At 68.6% G+C, this 21,216-nt stretch carries 27 protein-coding genes; 12 read left to right on the forward strand and 15 right to left on the reverse strand.

Annotated elements, in window-relative coordinates; translation table 11 throughout:
• Positions 1–265: 265 nt before the first annotated feature.
• The 8 genes from ACLHG5_RS13165 to upp all read right to left on the reverse strand — a co-directional run bounded on the left by ACLHG5_RS13165 (position 266) and on the right by upp (position 6,959).
• Positions 266–1,276, reverse strand: a complete 1,011-nt coding sequence (locus ACLHG5_RS13165) for an AAA family ATPase (protein ID WP_411319095.1) — start codon at positions 1,274–1,276, stop codon at positions 266–268.
• Between the two features lie 130 nt (positions 1,277–1,406).
• On the reverse strand, positions 1,407–2,498 hold the full coding sequence (locus ACLHG5_RS13170; RefSeq protein ID WP_411316464.1) for a sulfate/molybdate ABC transporter ATP-binding protein: 1,092 nt from the start codon (positions 2,496–2,498) through the stop codon (positions 1,407–1,409).
• Positions 2,495–3,322 carry an ABC transporter permease gene (locus tag ACLHG5_RS13175; protein WP_411319096.1) on the reverse strand — a complete coding sequence of 276 codons (828 nt, stop codon included), beginning with the start codon at positions 3,320–3,322 and terminating at the stop codon, positions 2,495–2,497. The genes ACLHG5_RS13170 and ACLHG5_RS13175 overlap by 4 nt, the downstream gene beginning before the upstream one ends.
• Positions 3,319–4,116, reverse strand: coding sequence for a molybdate ABC transporter substrate-binding protein (modA, locus tag ACLHG5_RS13180; protein ID WP_411319097.1), 798 nt, complete (start codon positions 4,114–4,116; stop codon positions 3,319–3,321). Before modA ends, ACLHG5_RS13175 begins: the two co-directional genes overlap by 4 nt.
• A 5-nt stretch (positions 4,117–4,121) precedes the next feature.
• On the reverse strand, positions 4,122–4,529 hold the full coding sequence (locus ACLHG5_RS13185) for a TOBE domain-containing protein (protein WP_411316461.1): 408 nt from the start codon (positions 4,527–4,529) through the stop codon (positions 4,122–4,124).
• A 53-nt stretch (positions 4,530–4,582) separates the two neighbouring features.
• Positions 4,583–5,188 carry a hypothetical protein gene (locus ACLHG5_RS13190; RefSeq protein ID WP_411316460.1) on the reverse strand — a complete coding sequence of 202 codons (606 nt, stop codon included), beginning with the start codon at positions 5,186–5,188 and terminating at the stop codon, positions 4,583–4,585.
• A gap of 99 nt (positions 5,189–5,287) precedes the next feature.
• Positions 5,288–5,998 carry a winged helix-turn-helix domain-containing protein gene (locus ACLHG5_RS13195; protein ID WP_411319098.1) on the reverse strand — a complete coding sequence of 237 codons (711 nt, stop codon included), beginning with the start codon at positions 5,996–5,998 and terminating at the stop codon, positions 5,288–5,290.
• 328 nt (positions 5,999–6,326) lie between these two features.
• On the reverse strand, positions 6,327–6,959 hold the full coding sequence (upp, locus tag ACLHG5_RS13200; RefSeq protein ID WP_411316457.1) for a uracil phosphoribosyltransferase: 633 nt from the start codon (positions 6,957–6,959) through the stop codon (positions 6,327–6,329).
• Between the two features lie 26 nt (positions 6,960–6,985).
• On the opposite strand from upp, the gene tadA reads away from it, so the two are divergent.
• Positions 6,986–7,477 carry a tRNA adenosine(34) deaminase TadA gene (gene tadA, locus ACLHG5_RS13205; protein WP_411316456.1) on the forward strand — a complete coding sequence of 164 codons (492 nt, stop codon included), beginning with the start codon at positions 6,986–6,988 and terminating at the stop codon, positions 7,475–7,477.
• A 57-nt stretch (positions 7,478–7,534) separates the two neighbouring features.
• Here the strand turns inward: tadA and ACLHG5_RS13210 are convergent, their stop codons facing one another.
• Entirely contained in the window at positions 7,535–8,242 is a 708-nt protein-coding gene (locus ACLHG5_RS13210) for a glutamine amidotransferase-related protein (protein WP_411319099.1), read from the reverse strand.
• A gap of 6 nt (positions 8,243–8,248) precedes the next feature.
• A complete protein-coding gene (locus ACLHG5_RS13215; RefSeq protein WP_411316454.1) occupies positions 8,249–9,211 on the reverse strand; it encodes a cation diffusion facilitator family transporter in 963 nt (320 codons plus the stop codon).
• Positions 9,212–9,287: 76 nt separating this feature from the next.
• On the opposite strand from ACLHG5_RS13215, the gene proC reads away from it, so the two are divergent.
• Positions 9,288–10,124 carry a pyrroline-5-carboxylate reductase gene (gene proC, locus ACLHG5_RS13220; protein WP_411319158.1) on the forward strand — a complete coding sequence of 279 codons (837 nt, stop codon included), beginning with the start codon at positions 9,288–9,290 and terminating at the stop codon, positions 10,122–10,124.
• A 36-nt stretch (positions 10,125–10,160) separates the two neighbouring features.
• On the opposite strand, the gene ACLHG5_RS13225 is transcribed toward proC, so the two are convergent.
• Positions 10,161–10,832 carry a potassium channel family protein gene (locus tag ACLHG5_RS13225; RefSeq protein WP_411316452.1) on the reverse strand — a complete coding sequence of 224 codons (672 nt, stop codon included), beginning with the start codon at positions 10,830–10,832 and terminating at the stop codon, positions 10,161–10,163.
• On the reverse strand, positions 10,825–12,186 hold the full coding sequence (locus tag ACLHG5_RS13230; protein WP_411319159.1) for a TrkH family potassium uptake protein: 1,362 nt from the start codon (positions 12,184–12,186) through the stop codon (positions 10,825–10,827). The genes ACLHG5_RS13225 and ACLHG5_RS13230 overlap by 8 nt, the downstream gene beginning before the upstream one ends.
• A 149-nt stretch (positions 12,187–12,335) precedes the next feature.
• Here ACLHG5_RS13230 and ACLHG5_RS13235 point away from each other — a divergent pair, with 149 nt between their 5' ends.
• The 3 genes from ACLHG5_RS13235 (at position 12,336) to ACLHG5_RS13245 (ending at position 13,433) form a co-directional block, all read left to right on the forward strand.
• Complete coding sequence (locus tag ACLHG5_RS13235) at positions 12,336–12,866, forward strand: ArsR/SmtB family transcription factor (RefSeq protein ID WP_411316451.1); 531 nt, start codon at positions 12,336–12,338, stop codon at positions 12,864–12,866.
• A gap of 139 nt (positions 12,867–13,005) precedes the next feature.
• The gene (locus ACLHG5_RS13240) at positions 13,006–13,206 is read left to right on the forward strand and encodes a helix-turn-helix domain-containing protein (protein WP_411316450.1); all 201 of its coding nucleotides are present in this window, start codon (positions 13,006–13,008) and stop codon (positions 13,204–13,206) included.
• Between the two features lie 128 nt (positions 13,207–13,334).
• Positions 13,335–13,433, forward strand: a complete 99-nt coding sequence (locus tag ACLHG5_RS13245; RefSeq protein WP_003792170.1) for a 30S ribosomal protein bS22 — start codon at positions 13,335–13,337, stop codon at positions 13,431–13,433.
• 66 nt (positions 13,434–13,499) lie between these two features.
• On the opposite strand, the gene ACLHG5_RS13250 is transcribed toward ACLHG5_RS13245, so the two are convergent.
• A complete protein-coding gene (locus ACLHG5_RS13250; protein ID WP_411319100.1) occupies positions 13,500–14,279 on the reverse strand; it encodes an HAD family hydrolase in 780 nt (259 codons plus the stop codon).
• A 108-nt stretch (positions 14,280–14,387) separates the two neighbouring features.
• On the opposite strand from ACLHG5_RS13250, the gene ACLHG5_RS13255 reads away from it, so the two are divergent.
• Positions 14,388–14,654 (forward strand): glutaredoxin family protein, encoded by a 267-nt coding sequence (locus ACLHG5_RS13255; RefSeq protein WP_411316448.1) that lies wholly within the window; start codon positions 14,388–14,390, stop codon positions 14,652–14,654.
• Positions 14,655–14,954: a Dabb family protein gene (locus tag ACLHG5_RS13260; protein WP_411319101.1), complete on the forward strand. Its 300-nt coding sequence runs from the start codon at positions 14,655–14,657 to the stop codon at positions 14,952–14,954.
• 43 nt (positions 14,955–14,997) lie between these two features.
• Here the strand turns inward: ACLHG5_RS13260 and ACLHG5_RS13265 are convergent, their stop codons facing one another.
• Complete coding sequence (locus ACLHG5_RS13265) at positions 14,998–15,588, reverse strand: hypothetical protein (protein ID WP_411319102.1); 591 nt, start codon at positions 15,586–15,588, stop codon at positions 14,998–15,000.
• 83 nt (positions 15,589–15,671) lie between these two features.
• Between ACLHG5_RS13265 and ACLHG5_RS13270 the strand changes: the two genes are divergently transcribed.
• Positions 15,672–16,070: a cupin domain-containing protein gene (locus ACLHG5_RS13270; protein WP_411316445.1), complete on the forward strand. Its 399-nt coding sequence runs from the start codon at positions 15,672–15,674 to the stop codon at positions 16,068–16,070.
• Positions 16,071–16,144: 74 nt separating this feature from the next.
• On the opposite strand, the gene aspS is transcribed toward ACLHG5_RS13270, so the two are convergent.
• Complete coding sequence (aspS, locus tag ACLHG5_RS13275) at positions 16,145–17,464, reverse strand: aspartate--tRNA(Asn) ligase (protein ID WP_411319103.1); 1,320 nt, start codon at positions 17,462–17,464, stop codon at positions 16,145–16,147.
• A gap of 80 nt (positions 17,465–17,544) precedes the next feature.
• Between aspS and ACLHG5_RS13280 the strand changes: the two genes are divergently transcribed.
• Genes ACLHG5_RS13280 through ACLHG5_RS13295 form a run of 4 tightly spaced genes read left to right on the forward strand, consistent with a single transcriptional unit; the run spans position 17,545 to position 21,215 of the window.
• A complete protein-coding gene (locus tag ACLHG5_RS13280; RefSeq protein ID WP_411316443.1) occupies positions 17,545–18,201 on the forward strand; it encodes a histidine phosphatase family protein in 657 nt (218 codons plus the stop codon).
• Positions 18,202–18,206: 5 nt separating this feature from the next.
• Entirely contained in the window at positions 18,207–18,803 is a 597-nt protein-coding gene (locus ACLHG5_RS13285) for a TlpA family protein disulfide reductase (protein WP_411317269.1), read from the forward strand.
• On the forward strand, positions 18,803–19,543 hold the full coding sequence (locus tag ACLHG5_RS13290; RefSeq protein WP_411317268.1) for a cytochrome c biogenesis CcdA family protein: 741 nt from the start codon (positions 18,803–18,805) through the stop codon (positions 19,541–19,543). Before ACLHG5_RS13285 ends, ACLHG5_RS13290 begins: the two co-directional genes overlap by 1 nt.
• A complete protein-coding gene (locus ACLHG5_RS13295) occupies positions 19,527–21,215 on the forward strand; it encodes a cytochrome c biogenesis protein ResB (protein ID WP_411319104.1) in 1,689 nt (562 codons plus the stop codon). Before ACLHG5_RS13290 ends, ACLHG5_RS13295 begins: the two co-directional genes overlap by 17 nt.
• Position 21,216 lies beyond the last annotated feature (1 nt).

A 21,216-nucleotide genomic window follows, 5' to 3' on the forward strand; every position in this document is an offset into this window, starting at 1 on the left:
CGCGGCGAGCCTCGCTTCGTCGCGTTGCACGAGTTGAAGGTCATCCAGGAGCGCGTCGCCGCGCTCGATCTCGGCCATGGCAGGGTCGAGCTCGACGTGCAGCAGGTGACTGTCGCCGGATAGCGAAACCTCCAGCTGACCAGTCAGTTCCTCGAACTTCATGCTCCAAGACAACACCCGACCACCGACATTCGACGCCTCGATCACGCCAGTCGGAAAGCCTGAACCAGACCCCGTATCAGCGCCCCGAAAACATCCGTTCGGCTCAGTTCAACCAGCGCCACCAGCGCGAGGGACCACCGTCGGATGTCGGGGTCTCTCCGAGTGCCTCCGCTGCGCCGCCGAGGTCGCCCGCCGTCAGCGTCACCACCGCGTCGCGGTCGAGATCGTCGAGGCCGCGCTCCCCGTCGAGCGACAGTCGGAGGGCCTGACGATTGATCGCCTGCTCGAAGAGCGTGCGAGCGAATCGTGCGTTTCCGGAGTCCTCACCGGCGTGGAGTCCGGCGAGGATGCGCCGCAGCACCTGGTCGGCGCCCGGCTCGAGCGCGTATTCATGCTGGCGCAGGGTCGTGCTGAAGATCGCTTCGAGCTCGCCGACCGAATAGTCGGGAAAGGTGATCTCGCGCGCGAACCGCGAGCGCAGACCGGGGTTCGAGAGCAAGAACGACTCCATGAGCCGGGGGTAGCCGGCCACGATCACGACGAGTCGGTGGCGGTGGTCTTCCATGCGCTTGAGGAGAACCTCGATCGCCTCGGGGCCGAAGTCCATCCGGCCGTCCTCGGGCGAGAGCGCGTATGCCTCGTCGATGAAGAGCACTCCGTCGAGCGCGCGACGGATGACCCGATCCGTCTTGATCGCGGTCGCCCCCACGAATTGCCCGACGAGGGCGGAGCGGTCCACCTCGACGAGGTGCCCGCGCTGCAGCAGCCCGACCGCGCGATACATCTCCGCGAGGAGCCTCGCGACCGTGGTCTTTCCGGTGCCGGGGTTGCCGAGAAAGACGAGGTGCTGAGATGTGGCCACCTCGGGAAGCCCGTGCGCTTTGCGGCTCGCTTGCACCTGCAAGAACGCGACGAGCGTCTGCACCTGCTCCTTCACGGTCTCGAGACCGACGAGCGCGGCGAGTTCGGCCTGAACCTCGGCGAGCGGCCGTGTCGACCGCGGTCGCCCGGTCACGAGTTCCTCGACCCGCTCCGAGCCCGGAACGTTGAGCTGCCCCGCGAGCTGGCCCAGAGATCCGCGAATGGCGTCGATCGGTTTGCGGCTGGCAGCCATGTCTCTCCTGTGCGACGGGGGCGGATGTCTGCGGCTACGCGCTCCGCCCGGGGAGAGCCATTATGCGCCCCGCGCCCGCCACTCCCCGGGGAGCGGCGTGCCGCCGTGAGCGTCGAGCGCGCGCTCACCGTCACACCCCGTAGATCCGAACCGCCTCGGGGGCGATCGAGAAGGTCGCCGTCATGCCCGCCGCGAGGCCGAGGTCGACGATCACGGAGGGCGCGACGTCGGCGGAGAGCAGCGCCGACCTCACGCGCACGAGGCCGCCGCGCGGTTCGAGGTCGATGATGCTCGACGTCACCGACGACCCGGCGTCGTTCCCCGATGCCCCGGCGTCGCTCGCGGGGGCGCCGACGGTGACCGTCACCGCCGTCGAGCGGATGGCCGCTGCGGCGGCCGCACCGTCGTCGAGCAGGTCGGCGCCCTCGCCGCGGATGAGCGTGCCGTCGTCGAGCCGCAGGCCCCGCGGTGTCGCGGTGCCGAGCAGCAGGTCGAGTCCGGCGAGGTCCGCGGAGAACCGCGTCCGCGGGCGCTCGAACACGTTCCGCGTGGGTCCCTCCTCCACGATCGATCCTCCGTCGAGGATGATCACGCGGTCGGCGAGCAGGAGGGCGTCGAGGATGTCGTGCGTCACGATGAGGGCTGTGCGGTCCTCGAGCTCGGCGCGCAGCATCCGCCTGATCTCCGGCGCGGCCGCGACGTCGAGAGAGGCGAGGGGCTCGTCGAGGAGAAGCAGGCGGGGATCGGATGCGAGCGCCCGCGCCACCGCGACGCGCTGAGCCTGCCCGCCCGAGAGTGAAGCGGGCGCCCGGTCGGCAAGCGCCAGCCCGTCGACCTCACCGAGCCACTCGCGAGCGATCTCCCGGGAGCGTCGTGCACCGAGACCGGCACTGCGCGGACCGAACGCGACGTTCTCGAGCACGCTCAGGTGCGGGAACAGCAGGGCGTCCTGCCGCAGCACCGAGACTCCGCGCCGGTGCGACGGGAGGTCGACTCGAGCTGCGCGGTCGCCGCCCTCGACTCTGCCACCGGAATCGACGAGGGTCGACCCGTCGAGGCTGATGCGACCGTCGCTCGGGGAGATCAGCCCGGCGACGAGGTCGAGCAGGGTCGACTTGCCTGCCCCGTTGGGCCCGACGACGGCAAGAGTCTCGCCCTCGGCGACCTCCACGGCCACGTCGAAGCCTCGGGAGTCGAGTCGAGCGTCGAACGAGAGCGTCACCGAAGCACGCTCCCACGCAGCGCTCGCGTGCCGCCCGCCCCGTGGGTGACCCCGACGATCACGAGGGCGACGGCGATGAGCACGAACGAGAGGGCGACGGCGGCGTCGGGCGAGGTCTCCCGCTGCAGGTAGATCTCGAGGGGGAGGGTTCGCGTGGTGCCCTGCAGGCTTCCCGCGAAGGTGAGTGTCGCACCGAATTCTCCGAGCGCTCGCGCGAACGACAGCACGGCGCCCGACACGAGCGCGGGAGCCACGAGCGGCAGGGTGATGCGACGCATCACCGTTGTGGGGCGCGCCCCGAGGGTGGCCCCGATGGCCTCGAATCGCGTGCCGACCGTGCGCAGCGCGCCCTCGAGGCTCAGCACGAGAAACGGCAGGGCCACGAAGGCCTGAGCGATCACGACCGCCGTGGTCGAGAACGCGATGTCGATGCCGAGCACCTCGAACGTCGACCCGAGCAGCCCCTGCCTGCCGAAGGTCGCGAGCAGCGCGATGCCGCCGACCACCGGCGGCAGCACGAGCGGCAGCAGCACGAGCGCTCGCACGACCCTCTGCCCGGGAAAGGTCGAGCGCGCGAGCACGAGCGCGAGCGGAACCCCGACGACCACGCACAGTCCGGTGGCGGTGATGGATGTCCGCAGACTCAACCCGAGCGCTGCGAGCGACGACTCCGAGGTCACGAGCGCCCCGAACCCCGCCCAGTTCACCCGCACCGTCATCGCGACGAGCGGCAGCACGACGAAGAGTGCGCCGAGCGCGGCGATCGCCCCGACCCAGAGCGGCACGGCGCCGAACCGCGCCCGCCCCCGTGATTCTCGGCTCACGGTGCCGCCCCGAAGCCAGCGTCACGCAGAACGGACTGCCCGGCGTCGCTCGCGACGAACGTCACGAAATCGCGCGCGAGCACCACGTTCTGCGAGCCGGCGACGGCGGCGATCGGGTAACTCGTGATGGCATCGGCTGATTCGGCGAACGACACCGCGTCGGCCGCACCGTCTGCGCCCCGCACATCCGTGACGTAGACGACTCCGGCATCGGCTTGCCCCGATGTCACCTTGCCGAGCACGTCGGTGACGGACGACTCTTCGCTCACCGGGCGCAACTCGACCCCCGACACGTTCTCGACTCGTTCGGTCGCCGCCCCGCACGGAACCGCGGGTGCGCACACGACGATGTCGAGTTCGGCGTCGTCGAGGTCGGCGAGCGAGCCGATCGAGGCGGGGTTGCCCGGCTGCACCGCGATCGTGAGCTCGTTGGTCGCGAACACGACGGGAGTCCCTATCGCGAGGTCCTCCTCGATGAGGCTCTCCATGGTCCGCTCGTCTGCCGACGCGAACACGTCGGCGGGGGCGCCCTCGATGACCTGCGTCACGAGAGCCGACGACCCCGCGAACGACAACTGCACGCTCGTTCCCGGATGCTCGCTCTCGAACCTGTCGGCGAGCTCCGTGAAACTCGCGGTGAGCGACGCCGCCGCGAACACGGTGATCGACCCCGACGGCTCAGTGGTGTCGTCCGATGCGCTATCGCCGGACACCGCCGACGAGCATCCTGCGAGGAGAAGTGCCGCACCGGCGGCACACGCGACACCGATGCCCCCGCGCGTGCCGCGTGTCATCCGCGTCACGGCGTCTCGCCGCGCGGCGCCTCGACCATGACGGTCGTCGCCTTCACGACGGCCACCGCGACCGAACCGAGTTCGAGGCCCAGTTCGCGCACGGCCTCGCTGCTCATGAGCGAGACGACGCGGTGGGGGCCGCACTGGATCTCGACCTGCGCCATGACGGTGTCCAGGATGATCTCGGTCACGATTCCGACGAACCTGTTGCGCGCCGAGCGGGCGACGTCGGTCGGGTCGGCGGGGATTGCGGCGTTCGAGCGCGCGAGGCGCGCGAGTTCGAGCCCGTCGACGACGGTGCGCCCCGACTCGTCGCGCCTGCTTGTCAGGAGGCCGCCGTCGACCCACCGTCTGACGGTGTCGTCGCTCACGCCGAGAAAGACTGCGGCATCACGAATCCGTATGTGCGGCATGAAAGCGAGTCTAGACACTCACCTGCGGCGCAACTCGACTCTTTGTGCTGCAATCACGAGGCCCCGCGCCCCGCGTTGAGCACCAGATCTATCGCGCCGAACTTGTCGAGGTGGTCGGGGTAGTGGCGCCCGGCGTGCTCACCCGACGGGTCGGTCGGGTCGCTTCGCGTGTTCGGTATCGCGACCGACGACTCGCGAAAGAGGTCGGCGAGCAACAGTCGCGACGGCTCGTCGAGCACGCGACGCCGAGTCGAACGCAGCCTCACGAGGGCACGCGGTCGCGGGCTCGCGCCGAAGAGCAGCGAGACGTCCTCCCCCGAGCGCGAGAGCCCCCGCACTCTCACCGCCTCCCGCACCTCGGAGTAGTCGAGCACCTGGAGCCCGACCCGCAGGAGTCGCCCAGACGGGTTGATCGCGGGAGGACCCGCGCGCAGGTAGGCGCCGGCCACGAGGATGAGCGCGACGACCGCATAGACGCCCGTCGCGAGCAGCCCCATCGTCGAGTCGCCGAACACCGACGTCGCGATCTGCGGCACGATCGAGAAGGTCGCGAGCGCCGCGTAGATCGTGAAGCCGAACCCCGCGTTCGCGGTGCGGAAGAGCCGTTCGACGAGGGTCACGTGACCGAGGGTCACCCACTCCTCGCGAACATCCGTCATGCCGTCCATGAAACACCATCGGCGGGTGCCGTTCGACAGGGTGCGAGGCGGCCGCGGCGACCGAGAGCGCGACGGACGGCGCGCGGAACCCGCGGTGCCCTAGAAGAAGTCCGGGCTCGGGGTCGACGCGTAGCGGATGGAGACGTCGGCGTGCCTGTCGAAGCGGTAACCGACACCCCGCACGGTGCGCACGATGTCTTCGTAGGCGCCGAGCTTCGACCGCAAGCGGCGCACGTGCACGTCGATCGTGCGCTCGTTGGGTGCTTCGTCGTCGGCATCCGACCACAGGGCGGTGATGAGCTCGGCACGGTCGATCGTGCGACCCTCGCGCAACACGAGGTACTGCAGGAGCTCGAACTCCTTGTAGGTGACGGGCGCGACGGTCTCGTTGAGCACGAGTCGCTTGCGCGAGATGTCGATGACGACACCGTCGCGGGTCTCCTCGGGTTCGGGCTCGACCGCCTGGCGGTGTTTCGCGAGCGCCGAGGGGTCTTGCAGGGCGAGCCGCACGACGTCGACGTCGCGGCCCCCGGCGCCGGCCGGTGCGAGAGCGACGGCGGCGTGGGTCTGGGCGGCCGGTGCGAGCTGGGCGGTGAGCAGCTTGAGCTGCTCGACGATGGAACCGAGGTCGGTGCCAGCCGCCGCCGCCTTGGCGTCGTCGATGCCGACGTAGAGAACGAAACCGCGAGGTTCGGTTCCGGCCGGAACAGCGCGCAAGTGGCGAGTGGTCGGGGCCGCCGGAGCGTGCGCGACGGCGGGCTCGGAGGCGGAGGTGAGTGGGCGTACGGAGTCGACAGTAGCGAGAGACATGAGTGTGCGGGGTCCTTGGAAGAGTGAAGGGCCTCTAATGGTGAGGGTGTGATCCTTCGGGAGATGCGGGGTGAAGCGAACGGGTCGGCTCCGTTATGAAGGAGACGATCCGGGGAGACCGGTCCGCGTTAGCGCGGAGGTCTCGGCAAGGATTCGGCCGTTAGGCACACATTCGACAACACGCGGCGACGCTGGTCGGCATCATCATGCCGGCCGCTCCCGATACCTCGCAGGAGGTCAGGGCGTGCGCGATGTCAGTCATAGCGTCAAGCTTCCGTTACGTGCGGTTCGCGTGTCAAGCGCGAACCGCGATCTGCCAGCGTGCGGGTCAGACGGTGCCGTAGAGGCGGTCTCCCGCGTCTCCGAGCCCCGGCACGATGTATCCGACCTCGTTGAGTTTCTCGTCGAGTGAGCCGAGCACGATCGTGACCTCGCGCCCCTCGGTGGCTTTCTCCACCGCGGCGAGACCCTCGGGTGCGCCGAGGATGCAGATCGCCGTGACGTCGACGGCACCGCGATCGAAGAGGTACTCGATCGCGGCGATGAGTGACCCGCCCGTCGCGAGCATGGGGTCGAGCACGAAGCACTGGCGGTTGGAGAGGTCGTCGGGCAAGCGCTCCGCATAGATGTCGGGCTGGAGTGTCTCCTCGTTGCGCACCATGCCGAGGAAGCCGACCTCGGCCGTCGGAACGAGCTTGACCATGCCCTCGAGCATGCCGAGACCGGCACGCAGGATGGGCACGACGAGCGGGCGGGGCTGGCTGATCGCGAGACCCTCGGTCGTGGCGACCGGTGTCTCCACGGTCACGGTCTCGACGCGCACGCTGCGAGTGGCCTCGTAGGCGAGGAGCGTCACGAGCTCCTCGGTGAGGGCGCGGAACACGGGCGACGACGTCGACTTGTCGCGGAGCACCGTGAGCTTGTGGGTGATGAGCGGGTGGTCGGCTACGTGTACTCGCATAGGGTCAATCTATCGGGGGCGCTCGCATGTCGTGTGCCCCACCCGACGAGACCGGAGGGCGCACGGTGGCCGAATACGACGAGTGGATGCGCGCCGCCCTCGCCGATGCGCGTCTCGCCGTCGAGACGGGCGACGTTCCCGTCTCGGCCCTCGTCTACGCGGCCGACGGCACGATCCTCGGCCGGGGGCGCAACGAGAAGGAGCTGCGCCGAGATCCGACGGCGCACGCCGAGATCCTCGCGCTCCGCGAGGCTGCCGCGGCGACCGGCGACTGGCAGTTGCCCGGCACGACGCTCGTCGTGACCCTCGAGCCGTGCGTCATGTGCGCCGGCGCCATCCTCGCCGCCCGGGTTCCCCGAGTCGTGTTCGGGGCGTGGGACGACAAGGCCGGAGCGGCCGGGAGCGTCTACGATGTGCTGCGCGACCGGCGACTGCACCACCGGGCCGAAGTCGTCGCGGGCGTGCTCGAGGCGGAGTGCGGCACCGTGCTCAGGGAGTTCTTCGCCGCGAGGCGCTGACCGGCGGCAGCGCCCCGCGCCCCGCCGCCCCACGGCCCCGACGCGGGCTCACGGAGGTCAGAGGCGGTCGAGCCATTCGCCGAACATCGTCCGACCGGCATCCGTCATCTGGGCGCCGAGCCTCACGCGCTGCTCGCGGATGTCTGCGGGGTCGATCTCTTCGGCAGCGAGTTCGGCTCCACTCGAGGCGATCCAGTGCTCGAGCATGGCGTCCGTGACCTCGGGGTGGAACTGCACCGCGAGAGCGAAGTCCCCCATGCGGTAGCCCTCGTTGCTGTAGTCGGCCGAGCTCGCGAGGCGCGTCGCCCCGGCGGGGAGGCGGAAGCTGTCACCGTGCCACTGCATCACGGGAACGCCGTCGAAGTGTCGCAGCGGGGAGTCTCGACCGGCGTCGGTCAGCTGAACGTCGCGGAACCCGATGACGGTCGCCTTGCCTTTGCTCGCGCGCGACCCGAGCGCCTCGGCCATGAGCTGTGCGCCCAGGCAGATGCCGAACGTGGGCTTCTCCGACTGCAGCCGATCACGGAGCGCCTCGAGTTCGCCGGCCAAGAACGGATGCTCGTCGACCTCGTACGCGCCCATCGTGCCGCCCAAGACGACCACGAGGTCGGCGGCTCCGACCGCGCTCGCCGTGAGCTCCCGCGCGTCCACGGTCTCGATCGTCCAGCCGCGCTCGAGAAGGGGCTCGTCGAGACTGCCGAGATCGACGTTCGGGGAGTGGTGGACGACGAGTGCGGCTTTGCCGTCGCGAAGAGAGGTGGTCATGACGCCTCAGTCTGCCGCCTTGATGACGATCGCGTCGGTCGGGGGGTAGGCACCGCGTGGCGGAACGTAGATATCCGGCTCGATGTAGATCACTCGCGCGACGGGAACCGCCTCGCGGATGCGCGCTTCGACCGTATTGATGGCGGCCGCGACATCCGACAGTCTCTCCTTGCCCGCGAACGCGACCTTCACGGCGACGAGCATCTCCTCGGGACCGAGGTAGAGGGTTTTCATGTGGATGACGGACTCGACGTCGTCGGACGACTGGATCGCGTCGCGGATCATCTTCACGTCTTCGGGGGTCGCGCCCTCCCCCACGAGGAGACTCTTGGTCTCGATGCCGAGCGCGATCGCCACGACGATGAGCAGCACGCCGATCGCGAGCGTGCCGAGACCGTCGAAGACACCGTTGCCCGTGACGATCGTGAGCCCGACCCCCGCGAGGGCGAAGACGAGGCCGAAGAGCGCCGCGACGTCTTCGAGCAGAACGACGGGCAGCTCCGGCGCCTTCGAGCGGCGGATGAACTGCGTCCAACTCTGCGTGCCCCGCACGCGGTTCGACTCGCGCACCGCGGTGCGCAGTGAGAACGACTCGAGCACCATCGCGACGGCCAAGACGACGATCGGAATCCACGCGTTCTCGAGCGGGTGCGGGTTGCCGATCTTCTCGATGCCCTCGTAGATCGAGAACATGCCGCCGACGCTGAAAAGGATGATCGACACCACGAAGGCGTAGACGTAGCGCTCCCGGCCGAAACCGAACGGGTGCTCGGGCGTCGCGAGTCGCTTGGCTCGCACACCGCCACGCAAGAGCAGCACCTGATTGCCCGAGTCGGCGAGGGAGTGCACGCCCTCGGCGAGCATCGAGCTCGACCCCGAGAACGCCCACGCCACGAACTTCGTCACCGCGATGCCGAGGTTCGCGAGCAGTGCCGCGATGATCGCCTTGTTTCCACCCGATGCGCTCATGCGGTTCATCTTATGACCGCGTGCTCGGGGCGCCGGAGGCCGCGCGCGCCGGGCGGGCGGGCAGGATGGGGGAATGATGACGAGCCCCTCCACGACCCTGCCGACCACCGCCATCCTCGGGGCCGGGTCGATGGGCGGCGCCATCCTCGCGGGGATGCTCGCACCGAGCGTGACGGTGAGCGGCGGCATCCGCGTGACCAACCGCACCGAGGCGAAAGCCGCCGCGGTGCGTGCTCCGGGTGTCGAGAGCCTCGCGACGGAGACGGTCGCCGACGCGAACATCCGGGCCGTGCGCGGGGCGCGCATCGTGATCGTCGGCGTCAAACCGCACATGGTCGCCGAGCTGCTCTCGGAGATCGCCCCCCACCTCGAACCCGACGCCGTCGTCGTGAGCGTCGCGGCGGGCGTGGCGATCGAGACGATGGAGGCGATCGTCACGGGGTCCGTTCTCCGGGCGATGCCCAACACCCCGTCGACGATCGGCCTCGGTGTCACGGGTCTGAGCGGGGGCACTCGATCGAGCGACGACGACATCGCCGTCGTCACGCGACTGTTCGAGACCGTCGGGAGCGTCGTTCCCGTTCCCGAGACGCAGATCGACGCGCTCAGCACGATCTCGGGGTCGGGGCCCGCCTACGTCTTCTTTCTCGTCGAGCAGCTCACGAGGGCCGCGGTCGGTCTCGGATTCACGAGGGAGCAGGCCGACACGATGGTCGTCGGAACCTTCCGGGGCGCGTCGGAACTGCTCGCGCGGTCGGGGGAGCCCGCCGACGAACTGCGGCGTCGCGTGACAAGCCCGAACGGAACGACCGAGCGCGCGATCGCCGTGCTCGAGACGGCTGACCTCGCCGACGTGTTCGACCGCGCGACTGCCGCGGCGCTCGCGCGCGCTGTCGAGCTCTCGAAGGGGTAGAGCGCGGGGAAGTGCCCGCCACCCTCGACCTTTGCGCTAGGTCGAGATCGCCGCGAACTTCTCGATGTCGAGGGAGTTGCCGCTCACGATGATGAGGTCGTGGTTGGAGATCACGGTCTCGGGCGTCGCGTAGGTGAAATCCTTGCCCGGTGCTTTGACACCGACGACGGTGATGCCGTACTTGCGGCGCACGCCCGACTCGGCGAGCGTGATGCCACGGATGGGTTTCGGCGGATACATCTTCACGAGCGCGAACGCGTCGTCGAACTCGATGAAGTCCAGCATGCGACCCGACACGAGGTGCGCGACGCGAGTGCCGGCCTCCGCCTCGGGGTAGATCACGTGGTTGGCGCCGATGCGCGCGAGGATCTTGCCGTGCGACTGGCTGATGGCTTTCGCCCAGATCTGGGGGACCTTGAGGTCGACGAGGTTGGCGGTGATGAGCACACTCGCCTCGATCGACGATCCGACTGCGACGACGGCGACCGAGAAGTCCTGAGCGCCGATCTGGCGCAGGGCGTCGATGCTGCGCGCATCCGCTTGCACCGCGTGGGTGACGCGCTCCGACCACTTCTGCACGAGCCCGGCGTGCTCGTCGACGGCGAGCACCTCGCGATCGAGGCGATCGAGCTGTCCCGCCGCGGCTGCGCCGAAGCGCCCGAGGCCGATGACGAGCACGGGAGCGTTGTGGGGAATGCGATCAACCAACGATCGGCCTCTCTTCTGCTCTCCTGAACAGCTGACGGCGTTGACTGGCGGCGAGTGCCGCGGCCAGCGTCACTGTACCAACCCGCCCCGCCCACATCGTCGCCGCGAGAATGTACTTGCCCGAGTCGGGCAGCGATTCGGTGAGCCCGGTGCTGAGCCCGCATGTCGCGAACGCCGAGATGACATCGAAGAGAACGAGCCCGAGGGGCGCCTCGGTGACGCGCAGGATGGCGATGGATGAGGCCGCGACGATGGTCGCACCCCACAGCGTGATGCTGATGGCGAGCCGCAAGACATCGGTCGGGATGCGGCGGTCGAAGGCCTGCATGTCGTTGTCGCCCTTCGCCTCGGCGAGAGCGGCGAGAAAGAGCACCGCGAGTGTCGTGACCTTGATGCCTCCCGCCGTGGAAGCGGAACCGCCTCCCACGAACATGAGCATGTCCATCGCGAGGAGGGTCGACCCGCTCATCTCGCTGATGTCGATCGTCGAGAAGCCCCCTGATCGCGTCATGATGGAGAGGAACGCCGCGGTCATCGGCCTCACGATGTCGTCTTGACCCCCCAGGGTGCGCGGGTTGCCCCACTCGAGAACGAGGATGGCGAGGGTGCCGAGGACGAAGAGGATGAGGGTCGTCACGAGGGTGAGTTTCACGTGCACGGAGAGGCGGGTTCGCCGCTTCCAGAACCGTGCGAGCGCGAAGATGACCGGAAATCCGAGGCTTCCGAGGAAAACCCCGACCGCGATCGCCGAGAGCATCCACGGGTCGGTCTCGAACTGCGAGAGCCCCTCGATCGTCGGAACGAATCCGGTGTTGGTGAAGGCGGATGCCGCGAAGTAGAACCCCTGCCAGGTGGCGGCCCACGGGTCGAACCCCGCCACGAGCAGTCGCGGAACGATGATCGCGGTGAGGGTGAGTTCGATGATGGCAACGCTGATTGCGACGGTCGCGAGCAGACTGCCGATGTCACCGAGGCGGATGGCCTGCGATTCGGCGACCGGGCCGACGTGGATGCGGGAGGGGTTCGTGTCACTCGCGGCCATGAGTTTCTGCCGGAGGCCGAGCCGTCGGGACACGGCGAGGCCGAGGATGCTCGCGAGGGTCAGCACGCCGACGCCTCCGACCTGCAACCCGATGAGAATGGCCACGTTTCCGAAGGTGGACCACTGGGTCGCCATGTTGACCGTGGTGAGCCCTGTCACGCAGATGGCAGACACGGCGGTGAAGAGGGCGTCGACGAACGGCACGCCGTTGCCGTCGCGCGAGGCGATGGGCAACGCCAGAATGACTGTGAGCCCGAGGATCAGGGCCGTGAAGATGAGGATCGCGAATCGCGCGGGGCTCGACGCGACCAAGAAGTCGGTGACGTCGCGAATGCGGCTCAGAAAGCTCCGGCGCTCGCCGTGTGCTTCGAATCGCCGAGCGGGTTTGCTGGCCACACCTGCCCTTTCCTCGCGGAGCGTTGTCATGGTACTACCCGCGAGCTGCCCGGTAATCTATGGTCATGGCCGACATCTTCGACGTGATCGCTGACCAGACCCGCCGCGATCTGCTCGGTGCTCTGCTCGATCGTCACCTCGCCGCCGAGTCCGGCAGCGGTGAACTGAGTGTGGGCGAGCTCGTCGAGAAGCTCGGTCTGAGCCAGCCGACGGTGTCGAAGCACCTGAGGGTGTTGCGCGACAACCACCTCGTTCGCGTGCGCGAGGAGGGGCAGCACCGCTACTACAGCGTCGACTCGGCACCGCTCGCTCAGGTCGAAGACTGGCTCGTGCCGTTTCTGAGCTCCGCATTCGATGCGAACGGTGACGGCGGAGCCGCGGTCTTCGCGGCGTGGTCGGGCGCCGGAGTCCCCGCGCCGCTCCGTCGAGCCGCCGAGTCGCTCCAGCACACCAACGAGAAGGGTGCGTCGATCGGTCGCAAGATGGCCGACGCCTCGTTCCAGGCCCGGCACGCGTTCGAGGATGCGAGCGCCGAAGTGCAGGCCCGCGTCATCCGGCCGATCCGCAAGGCGCTCGGCCAGAGCACCTACAAGTAGCGACGGGCTCCGCGGTCTCGCACCCCGCGGCGGCCCGCATGGTGCACCGCTATTGCGCGCGGGTCACTCGAGCCCCTAACGTTACGATTCAGCACTCCCGCCACAACAGTCACAGCGGGCCCTCACGAAGGCGGAAGCGATGTCGGACGATCTCTCGGGAGTGCGATTTCTCACGGTCGCCGAGGTAGCCGACATGATGCGCGTCTCGAAGATGACGGTCTACCGTCTCGTGCACTCGGGGGAGCTCCCCGCCATCCGTTTCGGACGCTCGTTCCGCGTGCCCGAGTCTGCGGTCGTCGCCGCCATCCAGTCGCACGTCGCCGACACGGAAGCCGGCTGAGACGGCGCTGCCACCCCCTGATGCGACCCGGCACACACGCCCCGGGTCGAGGGAGTAGACTGCTCCGAGGCAATTTTCCGAGGTTCTGAACGGACCCGGTCACCCGTTCAAGAATCAGTGAGGTAACTATGGGTTCCGTAATCAAGAAGCGTCGCAAGCGGATGGCGAAGAAGAAGCACCGCAAGCTGCTGCGCAAGACGCGCCACCAGCGTCGCAACAAGAAGTAGACCCTACTTCGCACGACAGAAGCGCCGGCCCCGAGGGGCGGCGCTTTTTGTCGTGCCGCCGGCGGTCTAACCGCCTCGCTTGACCTCGCGCGCCTCACGCCGCACCTTGCGGCGGAAGGCACGGATGCTCGCGGGCTTGAGCTCGAGCGACGACCAGCCGTTCGCCCTCGCGTGCTTGGCGAGCCGAGCGTCGGGGTTCACGACCACGCGGTTGCCGACGAGGGCGAGAAGCGGAACGTCGTTGATGGAGTCGGAGTACGCCCAGCAGGCCTCGAGGTCGGCGCCGAACTCGAGTGCTTGCGCTTCAGCAGCGACCGCTTTGTGCGGACCGTGCATGAGCGGTCCCTCGAGCTGGCCCGTGTAGACGCCGTCGACGCTCTCGAGTCTCGTTCCGATCGCCCCCGTCAGTCCGAGTCGCTTCGCGATGACGTCGGCGACCTCGACGGGCGTTGCGGTGATGAGCCATACCTCGTGGCCCTTGCGCAAGTGCTCCCGAGTCAGTTCGACGGTTTCGGGCCACAGCCTCGGAGCGATGAAGTCGTCGTAGACCTCGTCGGCGATCGACTCGAGCACGTCCTCCGTGTGGCCCTCGATGAGTTGGAGTGCCCGCGCCCGCGCCCCGATCATGTGGCGCCCGTTCTCTCCCACGGCCGTGAAGCGGGCCTGGTGCCACGCGAACCGGATGATGTCGCGCAGAGTGAGAACGCCGCGGCGGCGCGCTCCGCGCCCGAGGTGGTAGACGCTCGCGCCGCGGAGGAGAGTGTTGTCGACGTCGAAGAAGGCGACGACGGGCGCATCCCCGGGGCCGTCGGGGGCGGTGTCGAGGCGTGCATCGTCGTCGGGCATGGCGGCCAAGTCTAAGCAGACCGAGCCGAGCGGTCCATGGACGACCGGACGACGGGACGACTGGACGACCGGTGCGACGCGGTGCGACGCGGTGCTTAGGCTGGTGGCGTGTCTTCCGTCACCCTCACCCTGCTCACGCGACCGGGGTGCCACCTGTGCGACACGGCGCGCGAGATCGTCACGCTCGTCGTCGACGGTGTGGCGGAGCGCGACCCCGACCGCGACATCCGCGTCGTCGAGAAGTCGATCGACGGCGACGCAGACCTCACCGCGGCCTACAGTGACCAGGTGCCCGTGATCCTCATCGACGACCGCGTGCACACCTACTGGCGGGTCGATTCCGCCCGCTTGACGACCGCCCTCTTGGAGGCCTGAATGATCCGCCACATCATCTGCTGGAAGCTCGCCGCCACCGATCCCGCCCAGCGGGCCGAAGACGCCTCGGTCATCTCGTCGGAGCTCAACGGCCTCGTATCGCTCATCCCCGAGATCTCAAGCCTCACCGTGTCGACGAACGCCGTCGACATCGACGGCAACTGGGACCTCGCGCTCGTCATCGACTTCGCCGACGAGGCCGCGCTGCGCGTCTACGGACCGCACCCCGAGCACCAGCGGGTCGTCGAGATCGTCAAGCCGCGCGTGTCGGAGCGGTCGGCGATCGACATCCTCGTCTGATCGTCCGGGTGCCGATGCGCTGCTGAGTGCGCCGCCCGGCGCGTCAGTCTCCCGAGTGCCTGCGGGCTGCGGCTTCAGCCTCGGCGCGCGAGCCGTAGACGGGCTCGTCGAGCACGAACTGCAGCGACTCGTCGGGGTCGACGAGCAGCAGGTCGGTCGACTCGTCGGCATCGGAGAAGTCGTCGGATGTGAGCGGCTCACGATTGAGGTGCACCGTGATGAGGCCGCTCCCGGTCTCGAGCGACGCGACCTCGAGGGCGGGGATCGGCTTGCCCCCCGCCCGCTCGAGGAGCGTGTGCACGGCGCCGCCGAGACCGGTGCCCGCCGCGAGGAACGCCTTCTCGTCGACGACCGTGTAGTCGTAGCGCGTGCGCACGGTGAAGGTCAGGTCGTCGGGCTCGTCGTCGTCGGGCTCGTCGTCGTCATCGTCGTCGCCGTAGAGAACGTCGAGCGCATCGCCGTAGGCCGCGACGGCCTCCCAGAGTGCGCTGTCGGTCTCCTCCGAGACCTCTCCGGCGTCGGAGCCGCCCGCGACCTCGTCGATGTGGGTGCGGAGTCTCGCGAGGAGGTCTTCGCCGGCATCGACGGCGGCGGAGCGGGCGAGGGAGGCGGCATCCGTGTTCATGGTCGTCACGGTACCAGCCGCAAGGGGGGCGCGACCGGCGCGGCCCCCGGTGTACGGTCCAGGGGACCGCACGACCATCCGAGGAGACATCAATGACCGGAATCGTCCATTTCGCCATCGCCACCGAAGCAGAGAAGAGCGCCGATTTCCGACGCGTGCTGTGGACGGGCGAGTACACCCAGCTCGTCATCATGACCATCCCCGTCGACGGCGAGATCGGTGCCGAGACGCACCCCGACACCGACCAGATCCTCACGATCGTGAGCGGCGTCGGCGAATCGACCGTCTCGGGCAACACGCGCAAGATCCAGGCGGGCGACCTCGTCGTCGTGCCCGCGGGCCTGCACCACAACTTCGTCAACACGGGGCCGAACCCGCTCGTGCTCTACACGGTCTACGGTCCGCCTGAGCACGCCGAGGGTGCGATCCACGCGACCAAGGAAGAAGCCGACGACCTCGAGGAGTCGGGCAAGGACGAGCCGCCGGCCTGATCAGCCGCATCGACGACAGCAGCGCCCGGGCCGAGCCCGGGCGCTGCTGTCGTGTGTGCTGCGTGCTGTGCCGTCTAGGGCAGGAGCCGCGTCGGTCCGCGGAACAGATAGGTGGCCTCGCGCAGGTTGGGCAGGCCGAGCAGCAGCATGAGCACGCGCGAGAGGCCCATGCCGAACCCCCCGTGCGGCGGAACGCCGTAGCGGAAGAAGTCCAGGTAGAAGTCGAGCTCCTCCGGGTCCATCCCCTTGTCGCGGGCCTGTTGCTCGAGAACCTCGATGCGGTGCTCGCGCTGCGCCCCGGTCGAGATCTCGACGCCGTTGAAGATGAGGTCGTAGCTGTTCGTGAGCCCCGCGTCATCCGCGTGACGCATGTGGTAGAACGGCCGGATGCTCGAGGCGTAGTCGGTCAGGAAGACGAACTCGTGCCCGAACTCCTCCTTCACGTAGGCCGAGATCTGGCGCTCGCCCTCCGGGTCCATGTCGTCGTCGGCGCGCGGCACCTCGTAGCCGCGCTCGGCGACGATGCGCTTCGCCTCGGCGAGCGGGATGCGGGGGAACGGCGTGCTCGGCACGACGACGTCGATACCGAACTGCTCGAGTATCGCGTCGCCGTGCTTCTCCTTGATCGCGGTGAGACCCGCGACGAGAAGCGACTCGTGCATGCGCATGACGTCTTCGTGGCTGTCGATCCAACTGATCTCGGCGTCGACGCTCGTGAACTCGGTCGCGTGGCGGCTCGTGAAGCTCGGGTCGGCACGGAACGCCGGGCCGATCTCGAAGATGCGGCCGAGTCCGGCCGATTGCGCCATCTGCTTGAAGAACTGGGGGCTCTGCGCGAGGTAGGCCTTGGTCTCGAAGTAGCCGACCTCGAAGAGCTCCGCTTTCGACTCGCTCGCGCTCGCCATGAGCTTGGGGGTGTGCAGCTCGACGAAGTCGTTGTCGATCCACCACGTGCGCATCGCGTGCTCGAACGTCGTCTGCACCTTGAAGATGAGGGAGTTGCGGGGCACGCGCAAGTCGAGGAAGCGCCAGTCCATGCGCTTGTCTATTCCCGAGTCGTCGGCGATGGGCGTCTCGGCGATCGCGTGAGCGGCGATCGTGAGGGAGTCGGTCGGCGCGAGCTTGATCTCGACGCCGCCGAGCTTCACGCGCTCGTCGTGCTTGAGCTCGCCCGCGGCCGTGAGGAACGTGCCCTGGCTGAGACCCGAGATGACGTCGCACAGCTCGGTGTTGTCGTCGGTGCGCGGGTTGACGAGTTGCACCGCGCCCGACTCGTCGCGCAGAACGACGAACTGCACCTTCTTCTGATCACGCACGGTTTCGACCCATCCGGACACCGAGATGGGTCCGTCGTCGGCAGCGGCAAGGTCTCTGATCAGGGTGCGTGTAGTCACGGGGCACGAGTTTAGCGCTCCGCCCTCGCGCACCCGGCTCTCGGCAAACCGGCAGGGGGGTCGACCGTAGACTGGGGGCCGTGGCAGCCTCCTTCATCCACCTCGTCCGGCACGGCGAAGTGCACAACCCCGAGGGTGTGCTCTATGGCCGTCTTCCGGGCTATCACCTGTCGGAACGGGGCACGCGCATGGCCGCGGCCGCGGCCGCGCATCTCGCCGGTCGGCCCGTCACGGCGCTCTACGCGAGCCCCCTGCACCGGGCCCAGGAGTCTGCGGCACCGTGGGTCGACGCGTTCGGCATCGGCGTCACGACCGACCATCGTCTCATCGAGCCGCACAACAAGTTCGAGGGCGAGAAGTTCGAGTTCGGCCCCGCCATCCTCACGAAGCCCCGATCGTGGCCGTGGGTCGTCAACCCGTTCCGTCCGAGCTGGGGTGAGCCCTTCACGAGCGTCGCGAGTCGGATGATCGCGGCGATCGACTCGGCCTGGCGCGCGGCCCCCTCAGGCGACGTCGTCATGGTGAGCCACCAGATGCCCATCGTCATGGTTCAGCGGGCGGTGGCCGGGGTGCACCTCTGGCACGACCCGCGCCAGCGCCGGTGCTCCCTCTCGAGCGTCACGACCCTCGAGAGGGTCGAGTCGCCCGTCGACGGCGCCCCGCGCTACCGCGAGGTCGCCTACGCGGAGCCCGCGGCAGACCTGCTCGACGGCGCCATCGACACGGGAGCGGTGTAGTGGCGATGCGGCCGCGTCGTCACGCGGCGATCGCGCTCGCCCTCGTGGGTGCGGCGATCCTCGCGGGGTGCTCGAGCGATCCCCTCGCCGAGGACTACCTCGACGGGGGCAACTCGGGCTATATCGCGGGCGACGGCATCCTCGAGGTCGCGCCGGACGACCGCGGTGAGCCCATCGACTTCGCGGGCACGACCGACACGGGCGAGGAGCTCGCCGTGAGCGACCTCGACGGCGACGTCGTCGTCGTCAACTTCTGGTACGCCGCGTGCGCGCCGTGCCGTGCCGAGGCGCCCGATCTCGAAGCCCTCTCGCAGCAGTACGACGGCGAGGGCGCCTCGTTCGTCGGCGTCAACATCTACGACGGCGCCGAGCGGTCTCTCGCCTTCGCCCGCAACTACGACATCACCTACCCCTCGCTCCTCGACGCCTCCGACGGCACCGTGCGGCTCGCCTTCGCGGGCGACATCTCGCCGCAAGCCGTGCCGACGACGTTCGTTCTCGACAGCGAGAGGCGCATCGCCGCTCGCATCCTCGGCCAGCTCCAGGAGCGGTCGATCCTCGACACGATCATCCGCGACGTGCTCGCCGAGGATGCTGCGTGATCGACTCGATCGGCGAGATCGTCGGTGGCGGCACCCTCCTCCTTGCACTTCCCATCGCCCTGCTCGCGGGCCTCGTGTCGTTCGCGTCACCGTGCGTTCTGCCCCTCGTGCCCGGGTATCTCGGGTACGTCGGGGGCTTCGCGGGGTCGGACGAGCGCGGCAGCCGGAGGCGTCTCCTGCTCGGCGTCGCACTCTTCGTGCTCGGCTTCAGTGTCGTCTTCGTCGGATTCAATCTCGCGTTCTCGATCGCGGGGCTGCTCCTTCTGCAGTGGGTCGACCTCATCACGCGCATCGCGGGCGTCATCGTGATCGTCATGGGCCTCGTCTTCATCGGGCAGTTCACCTTCCTGCAGCGCACGATCAAGCCCTCGTTCACGGTCGCGACAGGGCTCGGCGGGGCGCCCCTGCTCGGCATCGTGTTCGGTCTCGGGTGGGCGCCGTGCATCGGCCCGACCTTGGCCGTGATCCTCAACCTCAGTCTCACGAGCGGGTCGGCCGGTCGCGGCGTTCTGCTCGGCATCGCCTACAGTCTCGGCCTCGGCATCCCGTTCCTGCTCGTCGCGCTCGGGTTCGGATGGGTCACGGGCTCGGTCGCCTGGCTCAAGCGCAACATCCGCACGGTCAACATCGTCGGGGGATCGATGCTCATCCTCCTCGGCATTCTCATGGTCTCGGGCGTCTGGCAGTGGATCATGTCGAACCTCACGGGGGTGATCCTCGGGTTTGAGCCGGCCATCTGATCACTACGACTCCCCGACCCCGCCCCCCGCGAGTGGCAAGGGTGACGGCATCACGCAACCGCAGCTCGGTTTCGCGGGATACGTGCGCTTCTTCTGGCGCCAGCTCACGAGCATGCGCACGGCGCTCTTCCTCCTCCTGCTCCTCGCCATCGCGGCCGTGCCGGGGTCGCTCGTGCCGCAGCGGTCGTCGAACCCCAACGGCGTGCTGCAGTACTTTCGCGACAACCCCGACCTCGCCCCCGTGCTCGACAGCTTTCAGGCGTTCGACGTCTACAGCTCGGCGTGGTTCTCGGCCATCTACCTCCTCCTCTTCATCTCGCTCATCGGGTGTGTCATCCCCCGCACGCTCCACCACCTCAAGGCTCTCCGCACGCCGCCGCCGCGCACTCCCGCGCGACTCGAACGGCTCGAGGGTTTCACGACCTCAGAGGTCGCGGCGGGCGAGACGACCGCGGCCGAGGCCGTCGAGTCGGCTCGCGGCATCCTCAAGCGCAGCGGATACCGCGTGCGCCTGTTCGACAACGGGCGCGGGCAGCTCTCGGCGAGTGCCGAGCGCGGCTACATGCGCGAGACGGGCAACCTCGTGTTCCACAGCGCTCTCGTGGGAGTGCTCATCTCCGTCGGCATCGGGGGCGGGTTCGGATACAGCGGTCAGAAGGTCATCGTCGAGGGCGACTCGTTCGCCAACGTGCTGCTGTCGTACGAGTCGTTCCTGCCCGGTCGGTTCTTCGACGACGGCGTGCTCGAGCCCTACCGGCTCACCCTCGACGAGTTCGACGCGGTCTACGAGCAAGAGGACCTCGGCGCCTACGGCATGCCCATCGACTACACCGCGAGTGTCACGGCGCACCTGCCCTCCGACGACGGAACCGAGACCGAGGTGCCAGCCGAGATCAAGGTCAACGACCCTCTGCGCATCGGCGGAAACGACATCTTCCTCCTCGGCAACGGCTACGCCCCCATCATCACCGTGCGCGACGGCGACGGCGAGGTCGCGTTCAGCGACGCGGTGCCGTTCCTCCCGCAAGACTCCAACCTCACCTCGCTCGGGGTCATCAAGGTTCCCGATGCCGTGCCCGAACAGCTCGGCATGATCGGGTTCCTCTACCCCACGCAGACCACCCTCGACACGGGCGCCCTCACCTCGAACTACCCCGACCTGCTCAACCCCGTGATCAGCCTGCAGGTGTTCACGGGAGACCTCGGGCTCGACGCGGGGGTGCCGCGATCGGTCTACGAGCTCAACACCGACAACCTCACCGAGGTCGCGGGGCGCAACGCCGACACCGAGTCCATTCAGCTCCGGCCCGGTGAGACCGTCGACCTCCCCGACGACCTCGGCTCGGTGACGTTCGAGAACGCCGCCCCGGATGCCGCCGCCGGCGACTTGAGCGACTCGGTTCCGCGGTTCGCGAGCCTCGACATCCATCGCGACCCGAGCCAGGGCTTCGTGCTCGTGTTCGCGATCCTCGTGGTCGCAGGTCTGCTCACCTCGCTCTTCATCCCTCGCCGCCGCGTGTGGGTCAAGGCGATGGAGCGCGACGACGGTGGGGTCACCCTCGAATACGCTGGCCTCGCTCGCGGCGACGACCCGGGCCTCGAGCGTGCCGTGCACGACATCGCCGAGCGTCACGGCCAGCAGGTGAGCCCCAGCAAACCGGGCATAAACTGAC

Source organism: Marisediminicola sp. LYQ85 (assembly GCF_046600695.1).
GTDB lineage: Bacteria > Actinomycetota > Actinomycetes > Actinomycetales > Microbacteriaceae > Marisediminicola.

What these genes read in the sequence shown, in the direction of transcription:
- upp (WP_411316457.1), bottom strand. Translation starts at nt 6,959, where the DNA reads ATGCGAGTACACGTAGCCGACCACCCGCTCATCACCCACAAGCTCACG.
- ACLHG5_RS13260 (WP_411319101.1), top strand. Translation starts at nt 14,655, where the DNA reads ATGATCCGCCACATCATCTGCTGGAAGCTCGCCGCCACCGATCCCGCC.
- ACLHG5_RS13190 (WP_411316460.1), bottom strand. Translation starts at nt 5,188, where the DNA reads ATGACGGATGTTCGCGAGGAGTGGGTGACCCTCGGTCACGTGACCCTC.
- ACLHG5_RS13240 (WP_411316450.1), top strand. Translation starts at nt 13,006, where the DNA reads ATGTCGGACGATCTCTCGGGAGTGCGATTTCTCACGGTCGCCGAGGTA.
- ACLHG5_RS13270 (WP_411316445.1), top strand. Translation starts at nt 15,672, where the DNA reads ATGACCGGAATCGTCCATTTCGCCATCGCCACCGAAGCAGAGAAGAGC.
- ACLHG5_RS13165 (WP_411319095.1), bottom strand. Translation starts at nt 1,276, where the DNA reads ATGGCTGCCAGCCGCAAACCGATCGACGCCATTCGCGGATCTCTGGGC.
- ACLHG5_RS13250 (WP_411319100.1), bottom strand. Translation starts at nt 14,279, where the DNA reads ATGCCCGACGACGATGCACGCCTCGACACCGCCCCCGACGGCCCCGGG.
- ACLHG5_RS13235 (WP_411316451.1), top strand. Translation starts at nt 12,336, where the DNA reads ATGGCCGACATCTTCGACGTGATCGCTGACCAGACCCGCCGCGATCTG.
- modA (WP_411319097.1), bottom strand. Translation starts at nt 4,116, where the DNA reads ATGACACGCGGCACGCGCGGGGGCATCGGTGTCGCGTGTGCCGCCGGT.
- ACLHG5_RS13245 (WP_003792170.1), top strand. Translation starts at nt 13,335, where the DNA reads ATGGGTTCCGTAATCAAGAAGCGTCGCAAGCGGATGGCGAAGAAGAAG.
- tadA (WP_411316456.1), top strand. Translation starts at nt 6,986, where the DNA reads ATGTCGTGTGCCCCACCCGACGAGACCGGAGGGCGCACGGTGGCCGAA.
- ACLHG5_RS13215 (WP_411316454.1), bottom strand. Translation starts at nt 9,211, where the DNA reads ATGAGCGCATCGGGTGGAAACAAGGCGATCATCGCGGCACTGCTCGCG.
- ACLHG5_RS13185 (WP_411316461.1), bottom strand. Translation starts at nt 4,529, where the DNA reads ATGCCGCACATACGGATTCGTGATGCCGCAGTCTTTCTCGGCGTGAGC.
- proC (WP_411319158.1), top strand. Translation starts at nt 9,288, where the DNA reads ATGACGAGCCCCTCCACGACCCTGCCGACCACCGCCATCCTCGGGGCC.
- ACLHG5_RS13210 (WP_411319099.1), bottom strand. Translation starts at nt 8,242, where the DNA reads ATGACCACCTCTCTTCGCGACGGCAAAGCCGCACTCGTCGTCCACCAC.
- ACLHG5_RS13195 (WP_411319098.1), bottom strand. Translation starts at nt 5,998, where the DNA reads ATGTCTCTCGCTACTGTCGACTCCGTACGCCCACTCACCTCCGCCTCC.
- ACLHG5_RS13285 (WP_411317269.1), top strand. Translation starts at nt 18,207, where the DNA reads ATGCGGCCGCGTCGTCACGCGGCGATCGCGCTCGCCCTCGTGGGTGCG.